Source organism: Bradyrhizobium sp. BTAi1, from assembly GCF_000015165.1.
Taxonomy (GTDB): Bacteria; Pseudomonadota; Alphaproteobacteria; order Rhizobiales; family Xanthobacteraceae; genus Bradyrhizobium; species Bradyrhizobium denitrificans.
Window position 1 is genome coordinate 2,651,362 of the sequence record NC_009485.1, and the last position, 16,864, is coordinate 2,668,225.

A 16,864-nucleotide genomic window follows, 5' to 3' on the forward strand; every position below is an offset into this window, starting at 1 on the left:
ATTCATCATGCGCCAATTGAAGTCGATCGGGGCCAGCCTGCTGTTTCTCGCGCTCGGTGCTGTCAGCGCGACTGCCGCCGACACCGGCAAGCTGATCTTCGGCCAGACCCTTCCGGGCGGCAGCCTGCAGAGCGCGCCGGTCGCGATCGCCATCGAGAAGGGGTACTTCAAGGAGGCAGGCCTCGACGTCGAGATCGTCCGCTTCCCCAGCGGCAGGCGCGGCCTCGAGGCGCTGATCGGCGGCCAGGTCGATCTCGCCTTCATGGCCGAATATCCGCCGGTCATCGGCGCGCTGCAGAACCAGAAGTTCGCGGTCATCACCGAACTCGGCAGGTTCACCGGCAACCGCATCATCGGCCGCGCCGATCTCGGCTTCACGAGCATTGCCGATCTCGCCGGAAAGCGGGTGGGGACCAGTCTTGGCACCAATGCCGAGTTCCTGACCAACCTGACGTTGGAGAAGAACGGGCTGAAGGCGGAGATCGTTAATCTGGCGCCCGCCGACATCGTGCCGGCGCTGGAGCGCGGCGACATCCAGGCGGCCGTCCCGTTCCCCGACTACTACGGCAAGGCGAGGGAGATCCTCGGTGAACGCTACCGCGAGATCGTCAGCAAGGACTACGACGCCTACATGGTGGTGTCGGCGTCACGCAAGGCGATCGAGCAGCAGCCCGGCGACATCAAGAAATTCCTCGCTGCGCTGTTGAAGGCGAGCGAGCTCATCCGCAACGATCCGGCGTCGGCGAAGGCTGCGGTCGTCGCAGCGGCCCAGGGCGCACTGAGCGCCGCTACCGTCGACCAAGCCTGGGCTGAATACACCTTCCGCCTCGGCTTCCAGACCGGGTTGCTCGATGTGCTCGAAGCCGAGGCCAAATGGGTCGAGGCGAAGGGCATCATCAAGGGTGCGAGCATCGATCGGGCCGGGCTGCGCGGCTATCTCGCCGATGGCCCGATCGGCGCGCTCGCGCCGGACCTGAACGCGCTGTCCAAATGATCTCGCGGCTCGCGCCAAGCCTGATGCATCGACCGATCGAGCGGAGCCATCCATGACCGACAACCTGATCGACGTGCTGAAGCGCGATCGCTTCGTGCTGAAGCCGGACCTGCTGCTGACCGCGAACGGCCCGCAGCGCGATCATGCCCTCGTCGTGGAAGGATCGAGGGTCGTCAGCGCCGGGCCGGCCGCGGAGCTCACGGCGGCCGATCAGGCCGCGGCGCTGACCTTGAGCGGCCATGCGATCATCCCGGGCTTCACCGACGCGCATACGCATCTCGGCCAGACCTTCGGCAAGATCCTGATCGGCGGCGAGCCGGCGCAGATCTGGCGGCGGCTGTGGGTGCCGATGGAGGCGGGGATCGACGACGAGGCCGCCTATGTCTCCGCCAAATGGCAGTTCCTGGAGCAGTTGCGCGGTGGCTTCACAGGTGTCGTCAACTATGCGCTCAACGACGCTTCGCGGAATGTCGCCGTGCATCGCGCCGCCGAGGAGACCGGCATCCGCCTGAGATCGTCCACCGGGCTCGACGAGGTCGCGACCGACGCGGACCCGAAGGACGGGCGCGTATCGCTGGCCGACATTCTCGCGCGTATCGACGAGCACATCGCGCAGACCGCAGACCACCCCCGCATCACGCCGTCGGTGTCGAGCGGCAGCTTTTTCGGCAACCGGCCGGAGACGCTGGCGGCGATCAGCGCGCATGCGAAGCAGCGTGGCATCATCTATCAGCTGCACGCCAACGAGCACTTTCCCGAGGTGCACGACAGCATCCTGCAGTTCGGCAAGCGGCCGCTGGAGCTGTTGGCGGAGCATGGCGTGCTCGGCCCGCATGTCCTGATCCATCACGCTACGCTCGCCACCGATCGCGAGGTGGCGCTGCTGCAGAAGACCGGCACTGCGGTGGCCTACAATCCCGTGGCGAGCGAGTGGAAGGGCAATGCTGTGGCGCCGGCCTTGGCCTTTGCCGCGCACGGTGTCCGCTTCGGGCTCGGCTCCGACAACACGCGGTTCGACGGCTTCCGCACCCTTGATGCGGCTGAGCATGCCCAGCGCCTGACCTATGGTCTGCGCTCGGCGGATTTCTCGGCCGGCGCGGGCTGGACCTGGGTCGACGCGATCACGCGGGGATCGGCGGATGCCGCCGGCTGGTCCGATGTCGGCGTGCTCCGGGCCGGCGCGCTCGCCGATTTCCTGGTGCTCGACATGGATCGTCCGGAGACCCAGCCCACCCTGGACTTCGAATGGGAGCTGGTCCGCTACTACAACCGCGACCAGATCGCGGCGGTCGTCGTCGATGGCCGGCCGGTGCTGGCGGCGGGACAGCCGGTCGATTGGGATGGGCGCGACTTCCTACGGCGCTATCGCGAGCTCGCCCACCGCATCGGCTCCTTGCCCGGGATCACCCGCGTGCACGGCCCCTCGGATCGCTACCGGCCCAAGGTCGGCTGAACGATGCGCAGCCTCGCCGTCAGGGTCCGCAACCTCGTCGTGCCGCTCGTGGCGATCGTTGCCGTCTGGCAGCTGGCCAGTAGCATCGCGATCGTCAATCCGGTGCTATTTCCATCGCCGGCGAAAGTCCTCCTTGCTGCGATCGACATGTTCAGGTCGGGCGTGCTGCTCAAGGACCTGCTCGTGTCGCTGCGGCGCGCGGCCGCCGGCTTCGTCGTCGGCGCCTCGCTCGGCGTGACGCTCGGGCTGCTGACGTCGCGGGTGAGACTGTTTTCGATCGGCCTCAGCCCGCTGTTCAACCTGCTGCGGCCGATCCCGGCGATCGCATTGGTGCCGATCGCGGTGGTGTGGTTCGGCATTGGCGAGGAATCGAAATATTTCGTCATTGCCTACACGGTGTTTCTCGCTGTGTGGCTCAACACTCATCACGGCATGGAGCACGTTCCCGACACTTATATCCGCGCCGCGCGCTCGCTCGGCGCCTCCAGGAGCCTCGAGTTTCTCCAGGTCGTGGTGCCGGCCTCGGCGCCGCATATCTTCGCGGGGCTGCGCTTCGGCGCCGCGCTCGCCTTCCTGAGCCTCGTGGCCGCCGAACTGACCGGCGCGTCCTCCGGGATCGGCTACCGGCTCGACGAGGCCCGGCAATACATTCTCGTCGATCGCATGTTCGTGGGACTGATCGAGCTCGGTGTCCTCGGCGCCACGCTCGACACCCTTTTCGTCTGGCTCGGCCGCCGGCTGATCCATTGGGAGCAGGCGTGACGCTCGCGTCTGTCGCGTTCGGCGTCAGGCGTTCCTGAGGCTGGTCCGCGGGCTCAGCACCGCATGAAGCCCGTCGCTGAGGAAGTTCAGCGCGACGACCGTCAGCATGATGGCAGCGCCCGGGATTGCGCTCATGTACCAGCCTGTCCTGAGCGCATCGCGTCCGATGCCGATCATTGAGCCCCAGCTGATCAGATTGGGATCGCCGAGGCCGAGGAAGGACAGCCCGGCCTCCGACAGGATCGCCTGCGCCACCAGGATGCCGGTCGAGGCCAGGATGGGAGTCAAGGCATTGGGGAGGATCTCGCGGGTGATGAGATGGAGGTCGCTCGCGCCCAGGGCCTCGGAGGCGCGCACGAACTCGCGCTCCCTCAATGTCAGGAATTCCGCACGCACGAGACGGGCCACGCCTGTCCAGGAGGAGATCCCCAGCGCCAGGATGATCGTCCCGATCGACGGGCGCATGATCGCGACGAGAATGACCGCCAGCAGAAACGCCGGAATGGTCTGGAAGAATTCGGTGATCCGGCCGAGCGCCGCATCGGCTGCGCCGCCGTAGAAGCCGGAAATCGCGCCGATGGTCACGCCGATCGTCAGCGCGATGGTCGCTGCCGACGCGCCGACGAGCAGCGACACGCGCGCGCCATGGAAAATCCCGGCGAGCAGGTCTCGTCCCATGAGATCGGACCCGAGAGGGACCGTCTCATCCTGGCCGGGCCAGGTGAATGGCACGGCCACCATGTCCATCGGATCTCCCGGAAACAGCCGTTGCGCGAGCAGCGCCATCACGACGACGCCCGCAAGCACGATCGTGCCGAGGATGAGGGGCGGGTGCAGCAGCCGTTTCACGAGGAGGCCCCCAGCGAGCGGTGGCGTATCCTGGGATCGAGCCGCGTCTGCAGCAGGTCGACCAGCAGATTTGTGAGAACGACGAGGATTCCGGACAGCAGCAGCACGCCGAGCAGGAGCTGCACATCGCGGCTGCGCACGGCCTCGAATGAGAGCTGCCCGAGTCCCGGCCAGGCAAACACCGTCTCGATGACGATCGAGCCGCCGAGCACCGCGCTCGACTGCAGGCCGAGCATGGTGAGCACCGGCAACGTCGCGTTGCGCAAGGCGTGACCGAACATCACGCGTCCCTCGCGGGCCCCCTTGGCGCGCGCCGTGCGGATGTAGTCTTCCGCGAGCTGCTCGATCAAGGATGCGCGGTAGAGGCGGGCATAGATCGCGACGTAGTAGATCGACAGCGTCGCCGTCGGCAGCACGAGATGCCAGAGCACGTCGACGAGATCCCGCAGGCCCGTATAGCCCGCCGTGACGTTGCGGATGCCACCGACCGGGAACCATGGCTGCTTCACGCCGAACGCCACGATCAGCATCAGCGCAGTCCAGAACATCGGCGCCGAATAGCCGAGCGTCGAGAGCAGCGACAGCGCGGCGTCGACCAGCCCATTGGGGCGCCGCGCCGAAAGCATCCCGAGCCCCATTCCCAGGAGAACGGAGATCGGGAGGGCGAGACCGACGAGGGTGATGGTCGCAGGCAGCCGCCCGAGCACCAGCTGGGCCACCGGCTCACCGAAGCGGAACGACATGCCGAGATCGCCGCGCAGGACGCCACCGACATAGGAGGCGAGCTGCGCGGGCACGCTGCGGCCGAGGCCGAAGCGCTCGCGCAGCTCGGCGACCTGCTCGGACGAGGCTGCGCCACTCTCGGTGGCGACCACATCCGCGAGATCTCCGGGCAACGACTTCAGCAGTGCGAAGTTCAGCACCGCAATCGCCAGCACGATGAAGACGAGCCGCAGCAGATGGGTGAGAAGCCGTCGGATCATCGGATATCCCTCATGTCTGGCGATGCGCCGTTCCTTGGCGCCGTTCCTTGGAGCCGTGCCTCGGAGATGGAGCGCGCCGATCAGGCGGTCTGATCCCACCAGACATGGGCGAAGTTGTTCTGGCTGTGATCGAACGTGTCGGTCACGTTGCGCAGCCGCTTGTCCCAGACACCGAACCAGCGGAACTCGAACAGATCGAGCCGCGCCAGATCGCGCTGCACGATCTTCTGCACCTGCTTGTAGTCGGCGATGCGCTTGTCGGCGTCGGTCTGGCCTTGCGCATCCTCGAACAGCGCGTCGACCTCCTGGCTGGCATAGCCCGAGGCATTGAACCAGGGCGTCCCCTTGGATTCGGCCTTGGACCAGAAATGTTGCTCGATGCCGAGCTGCGGATCCTGCCAGTTGATGCCCCACGAGCTGACGAGCTGGAAATTGTAGTCGGTGAAGACGTTCTTGGTCCAGGTGGCCAGATCGAGCGAGCGCAGCTCGACGTCGATGCCGACGGCGCGCAGGGCTTGGCGAACGAACTCGCCGGTGCGGCGATAGTCGTCGCCGAACGGAATGAAGTCGTGCGTCAGCTTGAACCGCCAGCCGTCGGCCTTTTTCGGGAAGCCGGCCTCGTCGAGCAGGGCCTCGGCCTTCTTCTTGTCGAAGGCATATTGCGGGGTGGCCGGCTCGTAGAACGGCTTGAGAAGCGACGACACCGGTCCCGTGGCCGGCACAGCGTAGCCGCCCCATACGGTCTTGGTGAGCAGCTGCCGATCGATCGCGTGCAGGATTGCGGCACGGACCTTGAAATTGCTCAGGATCGGGTCGCGCCAGTTCGGGATCAGCCACAGGGTTCCGGAAAAGCCGTTATAGCCTTCGGTCGACACGATGAGCTTGTCGCTTGTCTTGAAACGGTCTGCGTCGGCGAAGGTGACGGGATTGCGTTCGCCATATTGCACCACGCCGGTCTCCAGCGCATTGGCGCGGCCGGCCACGTCGGTGATGATCTTCCAGGTGAGCTTGTTGAGGAAGGGGCGTCCTGGCTGCCAGTACTTGTCGAAGCGCTCCAGTGCGATGTGGCTGCCACGCACCCATTCCTTGAAGACGAACGGGCCCGTGCCGATGGGCGCGTTGTTGTGCGGATTGTTCGGAACATCGGTTCCTTCGTAGAGATGCTTCGGCAGCACCGGTGCCGCCACCGCGTCGAGCGCATTGATCAGCACCGGCGTCGATTGCGTCAAGGTCAGCACGATGGTGTGCTCGTCGGGCGCCTCCGCCGACGCCAGGTGCCGCAGCACGCGGCGCGCGGTCGGGGCGTATTTCTTCCAGATGACGTCGGCCGAGAACTTGACGTCGGCCGAGGTGAACGGCGTGCCGTCGTGCCAGAACACGTTCTTGCGCAGGTGCAGCGTCCACACCAGGCCGTCCTTCGACGTCTCCCAGCTCTCCGCCAATTGCGGACGCGGCGCGAGATCGGGACCGTAGTCCAGCAGGCCGTCGAAGATCTTGCTGAACACGGCGCGCCCTGGCGTCGACGTATTGATGAAGGAGGCCAGAGTCGGTGGCTCCGGATGGATCAAGGCATCGAGCGTGCCGCCCTTCACGGCGCCATCGATCGTGTTCGGCAGCGCCTTGTCGAGCGCATGGGCCGCATGAGGAACGCCGCCCAGCACTGTCGAGCCGAGAAGCGCCCCCGTCAGCTCGATGAAGGTCCGACGATCAAGGCCTCGACCGTTCGTGGCTGCCGTGTCCGTGTGAGTCTTTTTCATGAGGGCGTCCTGTCTCTGTTTGTGAGATCGAAGAGCGGGTGTCATCAGCCGAGAGCGGCGGCCCTCGGGCTGTGTTCCGGGTGGGGGGATCGATGGTCGTGGGCGTGATGTTGCCCCGGGATCGATCCCAGCAATTTGCGGGTGTAGGGATGCTGTGGCGCATGCCAGATGCGCTCGACATCGGCGGCCTCGACGATCCTGCCGCGCTCCATCACCAGGACACGGTCCGAGATGTAGCGCACCACGGCGAGATCATGGCTGATGAAGATGTAGGACAGGCCGTGCTCGTCGCGCAGGTCGACCAGCAGGTTCAGGATCTGCGCCTGGATCGAGACGTCGAGCGCCGAGACGGGCTCGTCGCAAATCACGAGTTCCGGACGCAGCACCAAGGCGCGGGCGATGCCGATGCGCTGACGCTGTCCGCCGGAGAATTCGTGCGGCCAGCGCCGCGCCGCGTCGCGCGGCAGGCCGACATCGTCGAGAATTTTGCCGATGCGCCGGCTGCGCTCATGCCGGTCCGAAACGCCGTGGATGCGCAGCGCATGGCCAAGGATATCCTCGACCCGATGCTGCGGATTGAGTGAGCCGAACGGATCCTGGAAGATCATCTGGATCCGGCGGCGCCAGGGAATCAAGGCCTTGCGCGACAGGCCGGTGATGTCGGTGCCATCGACGACGACCCGGCCCGCGCTGACCGGCGTCAATCCGAGGATCGCGCGCGACAGGCTCGATTTTCCGCAGCCGGACTCGCCGACCAGACCGACGGTCTCGCCGCGGACGACCGCGAAGCTGACGCCCCGGACTACGTCCGTTCGGGTGTGGCGATCACCATAGCTGACGCTGACCTCTTCCAGCGCAAGCCGCGGCCGAGGATCGCGCGCCGCTGCCCGCGGAGCAGGGCGCGGCGAGGGGCGGGTGAGGCCGAAGCCGCCATCCGGCGTCCGCGTGATCTCGGCGAGGCGCCGGCGGCTGTAGTGCAGGTCATCGCCCGCTCCGTGTAGCGAAACGCCGATCAGCCCCTGCGTGTAGTCGTCTTGTGGATGCACGAGCAGGCGAGAGGCGGCCACTTCCTCGCGCTTGCGCCCGTCATGCATCACCACGACCCGGTGCGCCCATTGCGCGACCACGCCGAGATCGTGTGTGATCAGTAGCACGGCCATGCCGAGCTCGCGACGCAGCCCGTCGATCAGGCCGAGGATCTCGGCCTGGATCGTGACGTCGAGCGCGGTGGTCGGCTCGTCGGCGATCAGCAGCTTGGGGCGGCAGGCGCTGGCCATCGCGATCATCACCCGTTGCCGCTGTCCGCCGGAGAGCTGGTGCGGGTAGTCGTCGATCCGCCGGGCGGCATCCGGAATCTTGACCAGTTCGAGCAGCGCGATGGCGCGCTGACGCGCCTCGGTCCGCGAAACCCTTTCATGCAGCAGGATCGCCTCGGCGACCTGGTCTCCGATCGTCTGCAGTGGGTTCAGCGAGCTCATCGGCTCCTGGAAAATCATGGCGACATCTCTGCCGCGCAGCGCCGCGAGCGCCTTGGGCTTGAGACCACGTATGTCCCGCCCGGCGAGCTCGATCCGTCCACCGATCACGGCATTCCTGGGAAGAAGCTGCAGGATCGACAGGGCCGTCGTCGACTTGCCGCAGCCGGACTCGCCGACCAGCGCGAGGATCTCGCCCTCTTTCAATTCGAGATCGAGCCCGTCCACAGCACGCCGGCCCGGAAAGTCGACTGTCAGGCCCTGCAGCCTGAGAACGGTGCTGGCGCTGGTGTGACGCGCTGCAGGCTCTGTCGGGATGTCCGTCGTCGTCATTGCCGGACGTCCGCCCGCCTCGCTGATGTTGCAAACCACACGCATCTCATGGTCGGACGTGTATCAGTTTTCCGATGCAAGGCGTTTTCGTAGTTCACGCGAGAAGAAGTCTGACATTCTGTCAAATGGCGATGATCGAGGCGATCTGTTCCATGAGCAGCTCAGGCTGTGGTGATGCCAAGCGCGTATCAGGAGACGGGGCCATGAATGTGACAGAGCTCGGCGTGCGACCCGGCCAGTTCCTCTGCTCACACGCTAGGCAAACGTCCGAGTACGATGCCTGTATGTCGTGATCGACGAAGAGATGCGTTTCCATATGTACAAAAAGGAGAAAGTCCTTCGCCTGATCGGAGGTAATTTGGAATTGAAAAACGATATACACGGAGTAGTGCGTTGATCTTGAGTTATCAGCGTTGACGTTGTTTGCGCGCCGGATGGTTGCAGGTAGACGTGTGGGCCGTGATGAGTGAGGCATTTGAGCGGCATGACGGCAGCTTCGGCCAGGGTATCTGATCCGCGCAGGATCGATGTCCGCGCCGCTGAGATAGGTGGCGGCGCGGTCATCGGGTGCCGCGGGCACGCATCACGGACAAGGTATCGAATCTGATGGTTGCAAATCCAGCCGGCACGGGATCGCCGCCGACGCCCAGCCGTCCACATCTCGTCTCGTCCGATGCCGAGGCGATCGACATCGCGCATGCGCTGGTCCCGCGGCTTGCCGAGGGCGCTGCGCGGCGCGATCGCGACCGGGGGCTGCCTTGGGCCGAGATCGAGCTGTTCACGGCCAGCGGTCTTGGCGGCATCACCGTGCCGCGCCGGTTCGGAGGCGCCGACGTCTCGCATGAGACGCTGGTGCGGGTGTTCGCGATCCTTGCTGCGGCCGATGCCTCGGTGGCGCAGATCCCGCAAAATCAGTTCGGCGTCCTTGCGCTCGTGCGCGAGGCTGCGAGCCCCGAGCAGCAGGCGCGCATCTACAGTGACATCCTGGCCGGTCATCGGATCGGAAATGCCGGGCCCGAGCGTCACGGCCGCGCCATCACCCATGTCACGACCCAGCTGACGCGCGTGAACGGACGGTTGGAGCTGTCAGGGCAGCGCTATTATTCGACGGGCTCGATCTTCGCGCACTGGATTCCCACCCGCGCCATCGACGACGCCGGCCGGCCGGTGCTCGCTTGGGTCAGACGCGATGCGCCGGGTGTTCAGGTCGTTGACGATTGGGATGGCTTTGGCCAGCGCACCACGGCGAGTGGAACGGTCATCTTCGAGGCCGCGCCGGTCGAGGAAGAACTGCTGATCGACCTCGTCCCGCTGGCCTCGCGGCCCGGTCTCGGCGGCCCGCATTCGCAGATCATCCAGGCGGCGATCGATGCCGGGATCGCTGCGGGCGCAATTGATGCCGCGCTCGATTTCGTGCGGACGAAGACGCGGGCCTGGCCATTCACCGTCGCGGCTGCGACGGACGATCCCTACATCATCGGCGAGATCGGACGGCTGCAGCTCGACCTGCACGCCGCCGAGGAAGTGCTTGCGCGCGCTGCCCGGACGCTCGACCGGGTCGCGGCTGCGCCGATCACGGCGGAAAGCTCGGCCGAAGCCTCGGTCGCCGTGGCGGAGGCCAAGATCCTCACCACCGAGATTGCGCTCGAAGCCTCCGAACGCCTGCTCGAATTGGCCGGCTCGTCGGCGACACGCGAGCAGTACAATCTCGGACGGTTCTGGCGCGATGCGCGGGTGCACACGTTGCATGATCCCGTCCGCTGGAAGTATCATCTGCTCGGCAACTACACGCTGAACGGCGTTCTGCCGCCGCGTCATCAGTGGAATTGAGGAGCGGGCAGATGTCGCTCAATCCTGTCTCGAGTCCTTCGCCGACGGCGCGCATCGTGCCGGCGTCCCGCCCAGTGCCACGGATTGCCTCCGACGCCGAGGCGTTGGAGACCGCCCGCGCGCTCGCCAAGGAATTTGCAGCGGAGGCGGTGGCCCGCGATCTGGATCGCCGCCTGCCGTGGGACGAGATCGAGCGCTTCACCGCAAGCGGGCTGTGGGCCATCACCGTTCCCTCAGCGTATGGCGGAACGGATGTGAAGTCCGCGACGGCGGCGCGGGTCATTGCGTTGATCTCGGCGGCCGACGGTTCGCTTGGGCAAATCCCGCAGAACCACTTCTATTCGCTCGAGGTGCTGCGCAACGGCGGCACCGACGCGCAGAAGCGCTTCTTCTACGGACAGGTTCTGGCCGGCGCCCGGCTCGGCAATGCGCTGGCCGAGATCGGGACGCGCGATTACAAGCGGCACACGCGGCTCGTTCGTGATCCTGCCGGCTGGTATGTCGAAGGACGCAAATTCTACTGCACGGGTGCGCTGTTCGCCCATTGGATTCCGACCATGGCGAACGCCGAGGAGGACGGCCGGGAGGTCGCCTATCTCGTGTTCATCCCCCGCGATGCCGCGGGCGTGACGGTTGTCGATGATTGGGACGGCTTTGGTCAGCGCGTGACCGGGTCGGGTTCGGTGCTGCTCGACCGGGTGAAGGTGGAGCCGGACTGGGTCGTGCCGTTCCAGGCCTCGCTTGATCGGCCGACCGCGATCGGTCCTTTCGCGCAGATTCTTCACGCCGGCATCGACCTCGGGATCGGGCAGGGCGCCTTCGCGGCCATGCTGCCGTTCCTGCGATCGAGGGCGCGGGCCTGGATCGACGCCAAGGTCGAGCGCGCCGCAGAGGACCCGCTGACGCTTCACGCGGTCGGCGACGTGCGTGTCCGTCTCGCGGCGGCTGATGCGCTCCTCGACCGTGCCGGGCGTTTTGTCGACACGGCGCAAGCCGTACCTGATGAAGCGAGCGTGGCCGCGGCCTCGATCGCCGTCGCCGAAGCGCGCGCCGCGAGCCATCGGGCCGGGCTGCTTGCCGCCAACAAGCTGCTTGAGCTTGGCGGCACGTCGGCCACCAACCGCGCGGATGATCTCGACCGCTACTGGCGCAACGTCCGCACCCATACGCTGCATGATCCGGTGCGCTGGAAATATCATTGGATCGGCCAATACCACCTCAACGGCCGGATTCCGCCCCGGCACGGAGCCCTCTGATGGCCGCGAAGAAGCAGATCCTGCTCAACGCCTTCAACATGAACTGCGTCGGCCATATCAATCATGGCCTGTGGACGCACCCGCGCGACCGCTCGCCCGACTACAACACGCTGGCCTATTGGACCGACCAGGCGAAGCTGCTCGAACGCGGTCTGTTCGACGGCATCTTCATCGCCGACATCATCGGCGTCTACGACATCTATGGCGCCGGGATCGACGTCACGGCGCGGGAGGCGGTGCAATTGCCGGTCAATGACCCGATCCTGCTGGTGTCCGCCATGGCGGCCGTGACGCAGCATCTCGGCTTCGGCATCACGGTGAACGTGCACAATGAGGCGCCCTATACGTTGGCGCGGCGCTTCTCGACCCTCGATCATCTGACGCGCGGCCGCATCGGCTGGAACATCGTCACCGGCTATCTCGACAGCGCGCATCGCGGCAAGGGCGACGCGCGACTGCCGGAGCACGATCGCCGCTACGATTATGCCGAGGAATATCTCGAAGTGCTCTACAAGCTGTGGGAAGCGAGCTGGGACGACGCCGCCGTGCGTCGCGACCGTGCCGCGCGGGTGTTCACCGATCCCGCGGGGATCCGCCCCATCTCGCATCACGGCGAGTTCTTCGACGTCGACGGCTATCACCTGTCCGAGCCATCGATCCAGCGTACGCCCGTGCTCTACCAGGCCGGCACGTCGCCGCGGGGACGGGCCTTTGCCGGCCGGCACGCTGAATGCGTCTTCATCTCCGCGCGCGACAAGACGACGGCGCGCAATGCCGTGCGCGCGATCCGCGCGGAAGCCGTGCGTGCGGGCCGGCGGCCCGACGACATCAAGGTCTTCGTTGGCATTGCCGTGGTGCCGGGCCGCACCAGGGCCGAGGCTGAGGAGAAGCGCGACGAATATCTGCGCCATGCCAGCCCCGAGGCGGGGCTCGCGCATTTCTCCGCCTCCACGGGCATCGATTTCTCGCGCTACGGCCTCGACGATCCGATCCCCTACGCACCGGGCAATGCGATCCAATCCGCGACCGCCGCGGCTGCGCAGCGGAAACTCACCAAGCGCGATCTCCTGAACGAGCTTGCGCTGGGCGGGCGCTACGCCGCGATCACCGGCGATGCCTCAGCGGTTGCCGACGAACTCCAGTCCTGGATCGAGGATGGCGAGGTGGATGGCTTCAACCTCAGCCGCATCGTCGTGCCCGAGAGCTACGAGGACTTCATCGACATCGTCGTGCCCGAGCTGCAGGACCGCGGCCTCTACAAGACCGCCTATGCCGAAGGATCGCTCCGCCGCAAGCTGTTCGGTGAAGGTGACCGTCTGCCCGAGCGGCATGCCGGAGGCAGCCACCGGCGGGCCGCCCCTCGGGCGCAAGCGGTGTAAAAGGGATATCGCGCATGTCATATGAGGTCTTCTGGTTCCTGCCGACGTCGGGCGATACCCGCTATCTCGGCAAATCCGATTTCAGCCGCGCGCCCAGCAATGCCTATCTGCGCCAGGTCGCCGAGACGGTGGACCGCCTGGGCTATGACGGCATCCTGATCCCGACCGGGGCCAGCTGCGCCGATCCCTGGGTCACCGCTGCGACTCTCGTCGGCGTGACGCGCCGGATCAAGCTGCTGGTGGCGTTACGCACCTCGATATCCGGTCCGACCGCCGGCGCGCGGCAGGCCGCCGCGCTCGATGAGGCGCTCGGAGGCCGGCTGCTGCTCAATGTCGTGCCGGGCGGCGACGCGACCGAGCTCGCGGCGGAAGGCGTGTTTCTCTCGCACGACGAGCGCTACGATGTAGCCGACGAATATCTCACCGTGTGGAAGCGGCTGCTGGCTGGCGAGAAGGTGGATTTCGAAGGCCGGCACTTCCGCCTCGAGGGCGCCAGGAATTTTCACGACGCGCTGCAGAAGCCCTGGCCGCCGCTGTATTTCGGCGGCTCCTCGCCGGCCGCGCACGAGCTCGCTGCGAAGCATGTCGACGCCTATCTGACCTGGGGCGAGCCGGTCGAAGCCGTCGCGGCCAAGATCGCCGATGTCCGCAAGCGCGCCGAGCGGCACGGTCGCACCGTGCGCTTCGGTGTCCGCCTCCACGTCATCGTGCGGGAGACGGAAGACGAGGCGTGGTCGGATGCCGATCGGCTGATCAGCCGTCTCACCGACGACGACATCGCGCGCGCCCAGGCGCAATATGCGCAGATGGATTCGGTTGGCCAGGCGCGCATGGCGGCGCTGCATCAGGGCCGGCGTGACCGGCTCGTGATCGGGCCCAATCTCTGGGCCGGTGTCGGTCTGGTGCGCGGCGGCGCGGGCACCGCGCTGGTCGGGTCACCCGAGCAGGTGGTGAATCGCCTCGACGAATATGCAGCCCTCGGCGTCGATACGTTCGTGCTGTCAGGCTATCCGCATCTCGAAGAGGCGATCCGCTTCGCGGAGCTTGCCTTCCCGCGGATCGCGGGCAAGACGCCGGTGACGCTGCTCAACACCACGCAGACCGGCGGGGCCTTCGACATCCGCACCACGACCAGCGCTGACGTCGCCGCGAGCTGACGCTGAACGCCAAAGGACCAGCTGATGAGCATCATCGATCTGCGTTGCCGCCCGGCCTATCTGCACGACTTCTTCGGCGCTACGCCGGGCAGTCCCGAATACGAGACCGCGCGCTGGTTGAACCGGCGGGTCGGAACCAAGGGAGATGACGCGCATTTCGCGCGCTCGCTGACCCCCGACGGCTTCCTTGCCGAGATACGCGATGCAGGCCTGGCGCGGGCCGTGGTCGTCGGCCGTCACACGCCGTCCCAGCATCTGCCGAACGACCGCATCCATGAGATCGTCTCCGGCCACGCGGAGCTGATCGGGATCGGCGCGGTCGATCCGGTGCTGCTCGGCGAGCGTGCCGCCATTGAGGAGATCGAGCGTGCCACTGACAAGCTCGGACTGAAGGGGATCGACATCGAGCCCGGCTTCGGCGCGCCGCCGCGCCATCCCGATGATCGCATCTACTGGCCAATCTATGAGCGGCTGCAGGAGCTCGACGTTCCGCTGTTCCTGATGTCCGGCCCGACGACGCCCGATCCGCGCTTCAACGACCCTTCCGGCGTGGCCGTGGTCGCGGCCGCCTTTCCGCGTCTCAAGATCGGCGTGTTCCACGGCTACTGGCCGCGCGTGCAGGAGATCATCGGCGTCGCCTTCCGGCATGCCAATGTTCATCTCATTCCCGACATGTACCTGTTTCAGCCGGGACAGGAGGCCTATGTGAAGGCCGCCAACAGCTTCCTCGCCGATCAGTTCCTGTTCGGCTCGTCCTATCCGTTCCGGCCGATCCGGCAGTCGATTGATGACTACGCCGCTGCAGGATTCAGCGATGATGTTCTGGAACGGGTGTTCTCCAAGAACGCAGAGCGTCTCTTGAAGCTCTAATACCGGCAGCGCGTGACGGCAGCTTGTTGGCAAGTGAGGCGCGTCAGCTCACTGCACGCGTCATGCGTCTTGCTCAAGACGCTTGTATCAGCGCGTTCAGACGAGGCGCATTTCGCGAGAGTCGGTCGGCACGCCCGCTATAGTCGTACGTTACGCGAGACATTCTCGATATCAGTGCTTCGACGGTGCGGACGTTTCATGGCGCAGCCTGAATTTGAAAGCCATTCCGTCGCGCACGTCGCTAGGATCACGCGTGTAGTTCCTGCAAGAGCGACCTTCCGTGCAATCGAATTCGTTGGCAACGCAATCCCGTCCCGGCAACGGGCTGGAGATCCACGGCGTGTCGAAACGCTTTGGTCCGACCGTTGCTCTCGACAATGTCGAGCTCCGCGTGGCACCCGGCGAGATTGTCGGCCTGATGGGCGCGAACGGGGCCGGAAAATCGACGCTGGTGAACATCCTCGCTGGCGTGATCTCTGCCGACTCCGGCGAAGTCTTTCTGGATGGACAGCCCCTTCGGGCGTCGACTCCGCGGGAGGCGATCGCCGGCGGTGTCGTCGCGATTCATCAAGCTACCGACCGGGCCGGCGTTCCCGGCCTGACCGTGGCCGATGCGCTGCTGCTCGACCGGTTTGCCGACGGCCGTAGCGGCCTGTTCGTCTCGCGGCGCTCGGTCTCGCACGAGGCGGTACTGATCGCGCGCAAGGCCGGCTTCGATCTGCCGCTCGATGCGGATTTCGGCGACATCGGTCCTGCCGAGCGGCAATTGGTGGCGATCGCGCGCGCACTCTCGTCCGATCCGAAGCTGCTCATTCTCGATGAGCCCACGGCCAGCCTGTCTGCCTCCGAAGCCAACCGGCTGTTTGCCATTCTCCGCCGGCCGCGGGCTCGCCATTATCTACATCTCGCATCGTACGGCGGATCTGGCGCGGCTGGCGACCCGTGTGGTCGTGCTGCGCGGTGGCCGCGTGGTTGCCAGCCAGGCGCGCCCGATCGACTTCGCCGCAGCGCTGGAGGCGATGATCGGCCGGCCCGTGGCAAGCGTGCGGCCGATCTCGCGCCCCGGCGGCGCCGTGCAGCTCCGGCTCCGCGGCTTGAAATTCTTTCCCGACAGCCGGCCGCTCGATCTCGACGTGCGCCAAGGAGAAGTCGTCGCGCTGATCGGTCCGCTCGGGTCGGGCAAGAGCCGCCTGCTGAACATCCTGTTCGGAGCTGAGACCGCGCATGCCGGCGAGATCGAACTGGAAGGTCGGCCGTTCAACATCCGCTCGCCGCGCGAGGCGATCGCCACTGGCGTGTTCCTCGCTGGCGAAGATCGCAAGCTGACGTCGTTTGTCCCATCGGACTGGCCGGGAGGCACGCTGGCCGCATCGATCGCCCAGCCGCATCTGCGTCGCTGGTACCCATTCGGCTTTCTGTTTGGCCGCAAGGAGAGTGACGAGGCGCGGCGCGCGGTGTCGCGGCTCGGCATCCGAACGCCGGGGCCGTTCGCGCGCCTGGACACGTTGTCGGGCGGCAATCAGCAAAAGGTGGTGCTCGCGCGCTGGCAGGCGGAGCCCGCGCGGCTGCTGCTGCTCGACGAGCCGTTTCAGGGCGTAGATGTCGGCGCAAGGGCCGACATCATCGCCGCGATCCGAGCGCAGGAGAGTGTCGCCACGCTGATCGCGACGTCCGATGCCGAGGAGGCTTTCGAGGTCGCCGACCGGGTGCTCCTGCTCGACAAGACCGGATTTCACGCCGCCGAAGAACCTGCAGGACTCTGAGCC

14 protein-coding genes and 1 pseudogene are annotated in these 16,864 nt (G+C 66.2%); 11 read left to right on the plus strand and 4 right to left on the minus strand.

The features are described from left to right. The first annotated feature begins 7 nt into the window (after positions 1-7). Genes BBTA_RS11965 through BBTA_RS11975 form a run of 3 tightly spaced genes read left to right on the plus strand, consistent with a single transcriptional unit; the run spans position 8 to position 3,209 of the window. The gene (locus tag BBTA_RS11965) at positions 8-994 is read left to right on the plus strand and encodes an ABC transporter substrate-binding protein (protein WP_041751397.1); all 987 of its coding nucleotides are present in this window, start codon (positions 8-10) and stop codon (positions 992-994) included. 52 nt (positions 995-1,046) lie between these two features. Next, complete coding sequence (locus BBTA_RS11970) at positions 1,047-2,447, plus strand: amidohydrolase family protein (protein ID WP_012042749.1); 1,401 nt, start codon at positions 1,047-1,049, stop codon at positions 2,445-2,447. 3 nt (positions 2,448-2,450) lie between these two features. Beyond that, complete coding sequence (locus tag BBTA_RS11975; RefSeq protein ID WP_012042750.1) at positions 2,451-3,209, plus strand: ABC transporter permease; 759 nt, start codon at positions 2,451-2,453, stop codon at positions 3,207-3,209. 24 nt (positions 3,210-3,233) lie between these two features. Here BBTA_RS11975 and BBTA_RS41095 read toward each other — a convergent pair whose 3' ends face one another. The 4 genes from BBTA_RS41095 to BBTA_RS11995 form a co-directional block, all read right to left on the minus strand. Further along, entirely contained in the window at positions 3,234-4,058 is an 825-nt protein-coding gene (locus BBTA_RS41095; protein ID WP_012042751.1) for an ABC transporter permease, read from the minus strand. After that, positions 4,055-5,041: an ABC transporter permease gene (locus tag BBTA_RS41100; protein WP_012042752.1), complete on the minus strand. Its 987-nt coding sequence runs from the start codon at positions 5,039-5,041 to the stop codon at positions 4,055-4,057. Before BBTA_RS41100 ends, BBTA_RS41095 begins: the two co-directional genes overlap by 4 nt. A gap of 80 nt (positions 5,042-5,121) precedes the next feature. Continuing rightward, the gene (locus tag BBTA_RS11990) at positions 5,122-6,798 is read right to left on the minus strand and encodes an ABC transporter substrate-binding protein (protein ID WP_012042753.1); all 1,677 of its coding nucleotides are present in this window, start codon (positions 6,796-6,798) and stop codon (positions 5,122-5,124) included. 44 nt (positions 6,799-6,842) lie between these two features. Continuing rightward, positions 6,843-8,606: an ABC transporter ATP-binding protein gene (locus BBTA_RS11995; RefSeq protein ID WP_049795491.1), complete on the minus strand. Its 1,764-nt coding sequence runs from the start codon at positions 8,604-8,606 to the stop codon at positions 6,843-6,845. Between BBTA_RS11995 and BBTA_RS40720 the strand changes: the two genes are divergently transcribed. From BBTA_RS40720 to BBTA_RS12030, 8 genes and pseudogenes are all read left to right on the plus strand, one after another. After that, positions 8,590-8,781, plus strand: coding sequence for a hypothetical protein (locus tag BBTA_RS40720; protein ID WP_168167885.1), 192 nt, complete (start codon positions 8,590-8,592; stop codon positions 8,779-8,781). The genes BBTA_RS11995 and BBTA_RS40720 overlap by 17 nt on opposite strands. Positions 8,782-9,212: 431 nt before the next feature. Then, positions 9,213-10,436 carry an SfnB family sulfur acquisition oxidoreductase gene (locus BBTA_RS12005; RefSeq protein WP_083780783.1) on the plus strand — a complete coding sequence of 408 codons (1,224 nt, stop codon included), beginning with the start codon at positions 9,213-9,215 and terminating at the stop codon, positions 10,434-10,436. Positions 10,437-10,447: 11 nt separating this feature from the next. Continuing rightward, positions 10,448-11,692, plus strand: coding sequence for an SfnB family sulfur acquisition oxidoreductase (locus BBTA_RS12010; protein WP_041750580.1), 1,245 nt, complete (start codon positions 10,448-10,450; stop codon positions 11,690-11,692). After that, positions 11,692-13,071, plus strand: coding sequence for an LLM class flavin-dependent oxidoreductase (locus tag BBTA_RS12015; RefSeq protein ID WP_041750581.1), 1,380 nt, complete (start codon positions 11,692-11,694; stop codon positions 13,069-13,071). Before BBTA_RS12010 ends, BBTA_RS12015 begins: the two co-directional genes overlap by 1 nt. A gap of 14 nt (positions 13,072-13,085) precedes the next feature. After that, the gene (gene ssuD / locus BBTA_RS12020) at positions 13,086-14,228 is read left to right on the plus strand and encodes an FMNH2-dependent alkanesulfonate monooxygenase (protein WP_012042758.1); all 1,143 of its coding nucleotides are present in this window, start codon (positions 13,086-13,088) and stop codon (positions 14,226-14,228) included. Positions 14,229-14,252: 24 nt separating this feature from the next. Further along, the gene (locus BBTA_RS12025) at positions 14,253-15,098 is read left to right on the plus strand and encodes an amidohydrolase family protein (protein WP_012042759.1); all 846 of its coding nucleotides are present in this window, start codon (positions 14,253-14,255) and stop codon (positions 15,096-15,098) included. A gap of 418 nt (positions 15,099-15,516) precedes the next feature. Continuing rightward, a pseudogene (locus BBTA_RS41310) lies at positions 15,517-15,870 on the plus strand (ATP-binding cassette domain-containing protein); the annotation flags it as partial. A gap of 91 nt (positions 15,871-15,961) precedes the next feature. After that, a complete protein-coding gene (locus tag BBTA_RS12030) occupies positions 15,962-16,861 on the plus strand; it encodes an ATP-binding cassette domain-containing protein (RefSeq protein WP_244424467.1) in 900 nt (299 codons plus the stop codon). Positions 16,862-16,864: the final 3 nt, after the last annotated feature.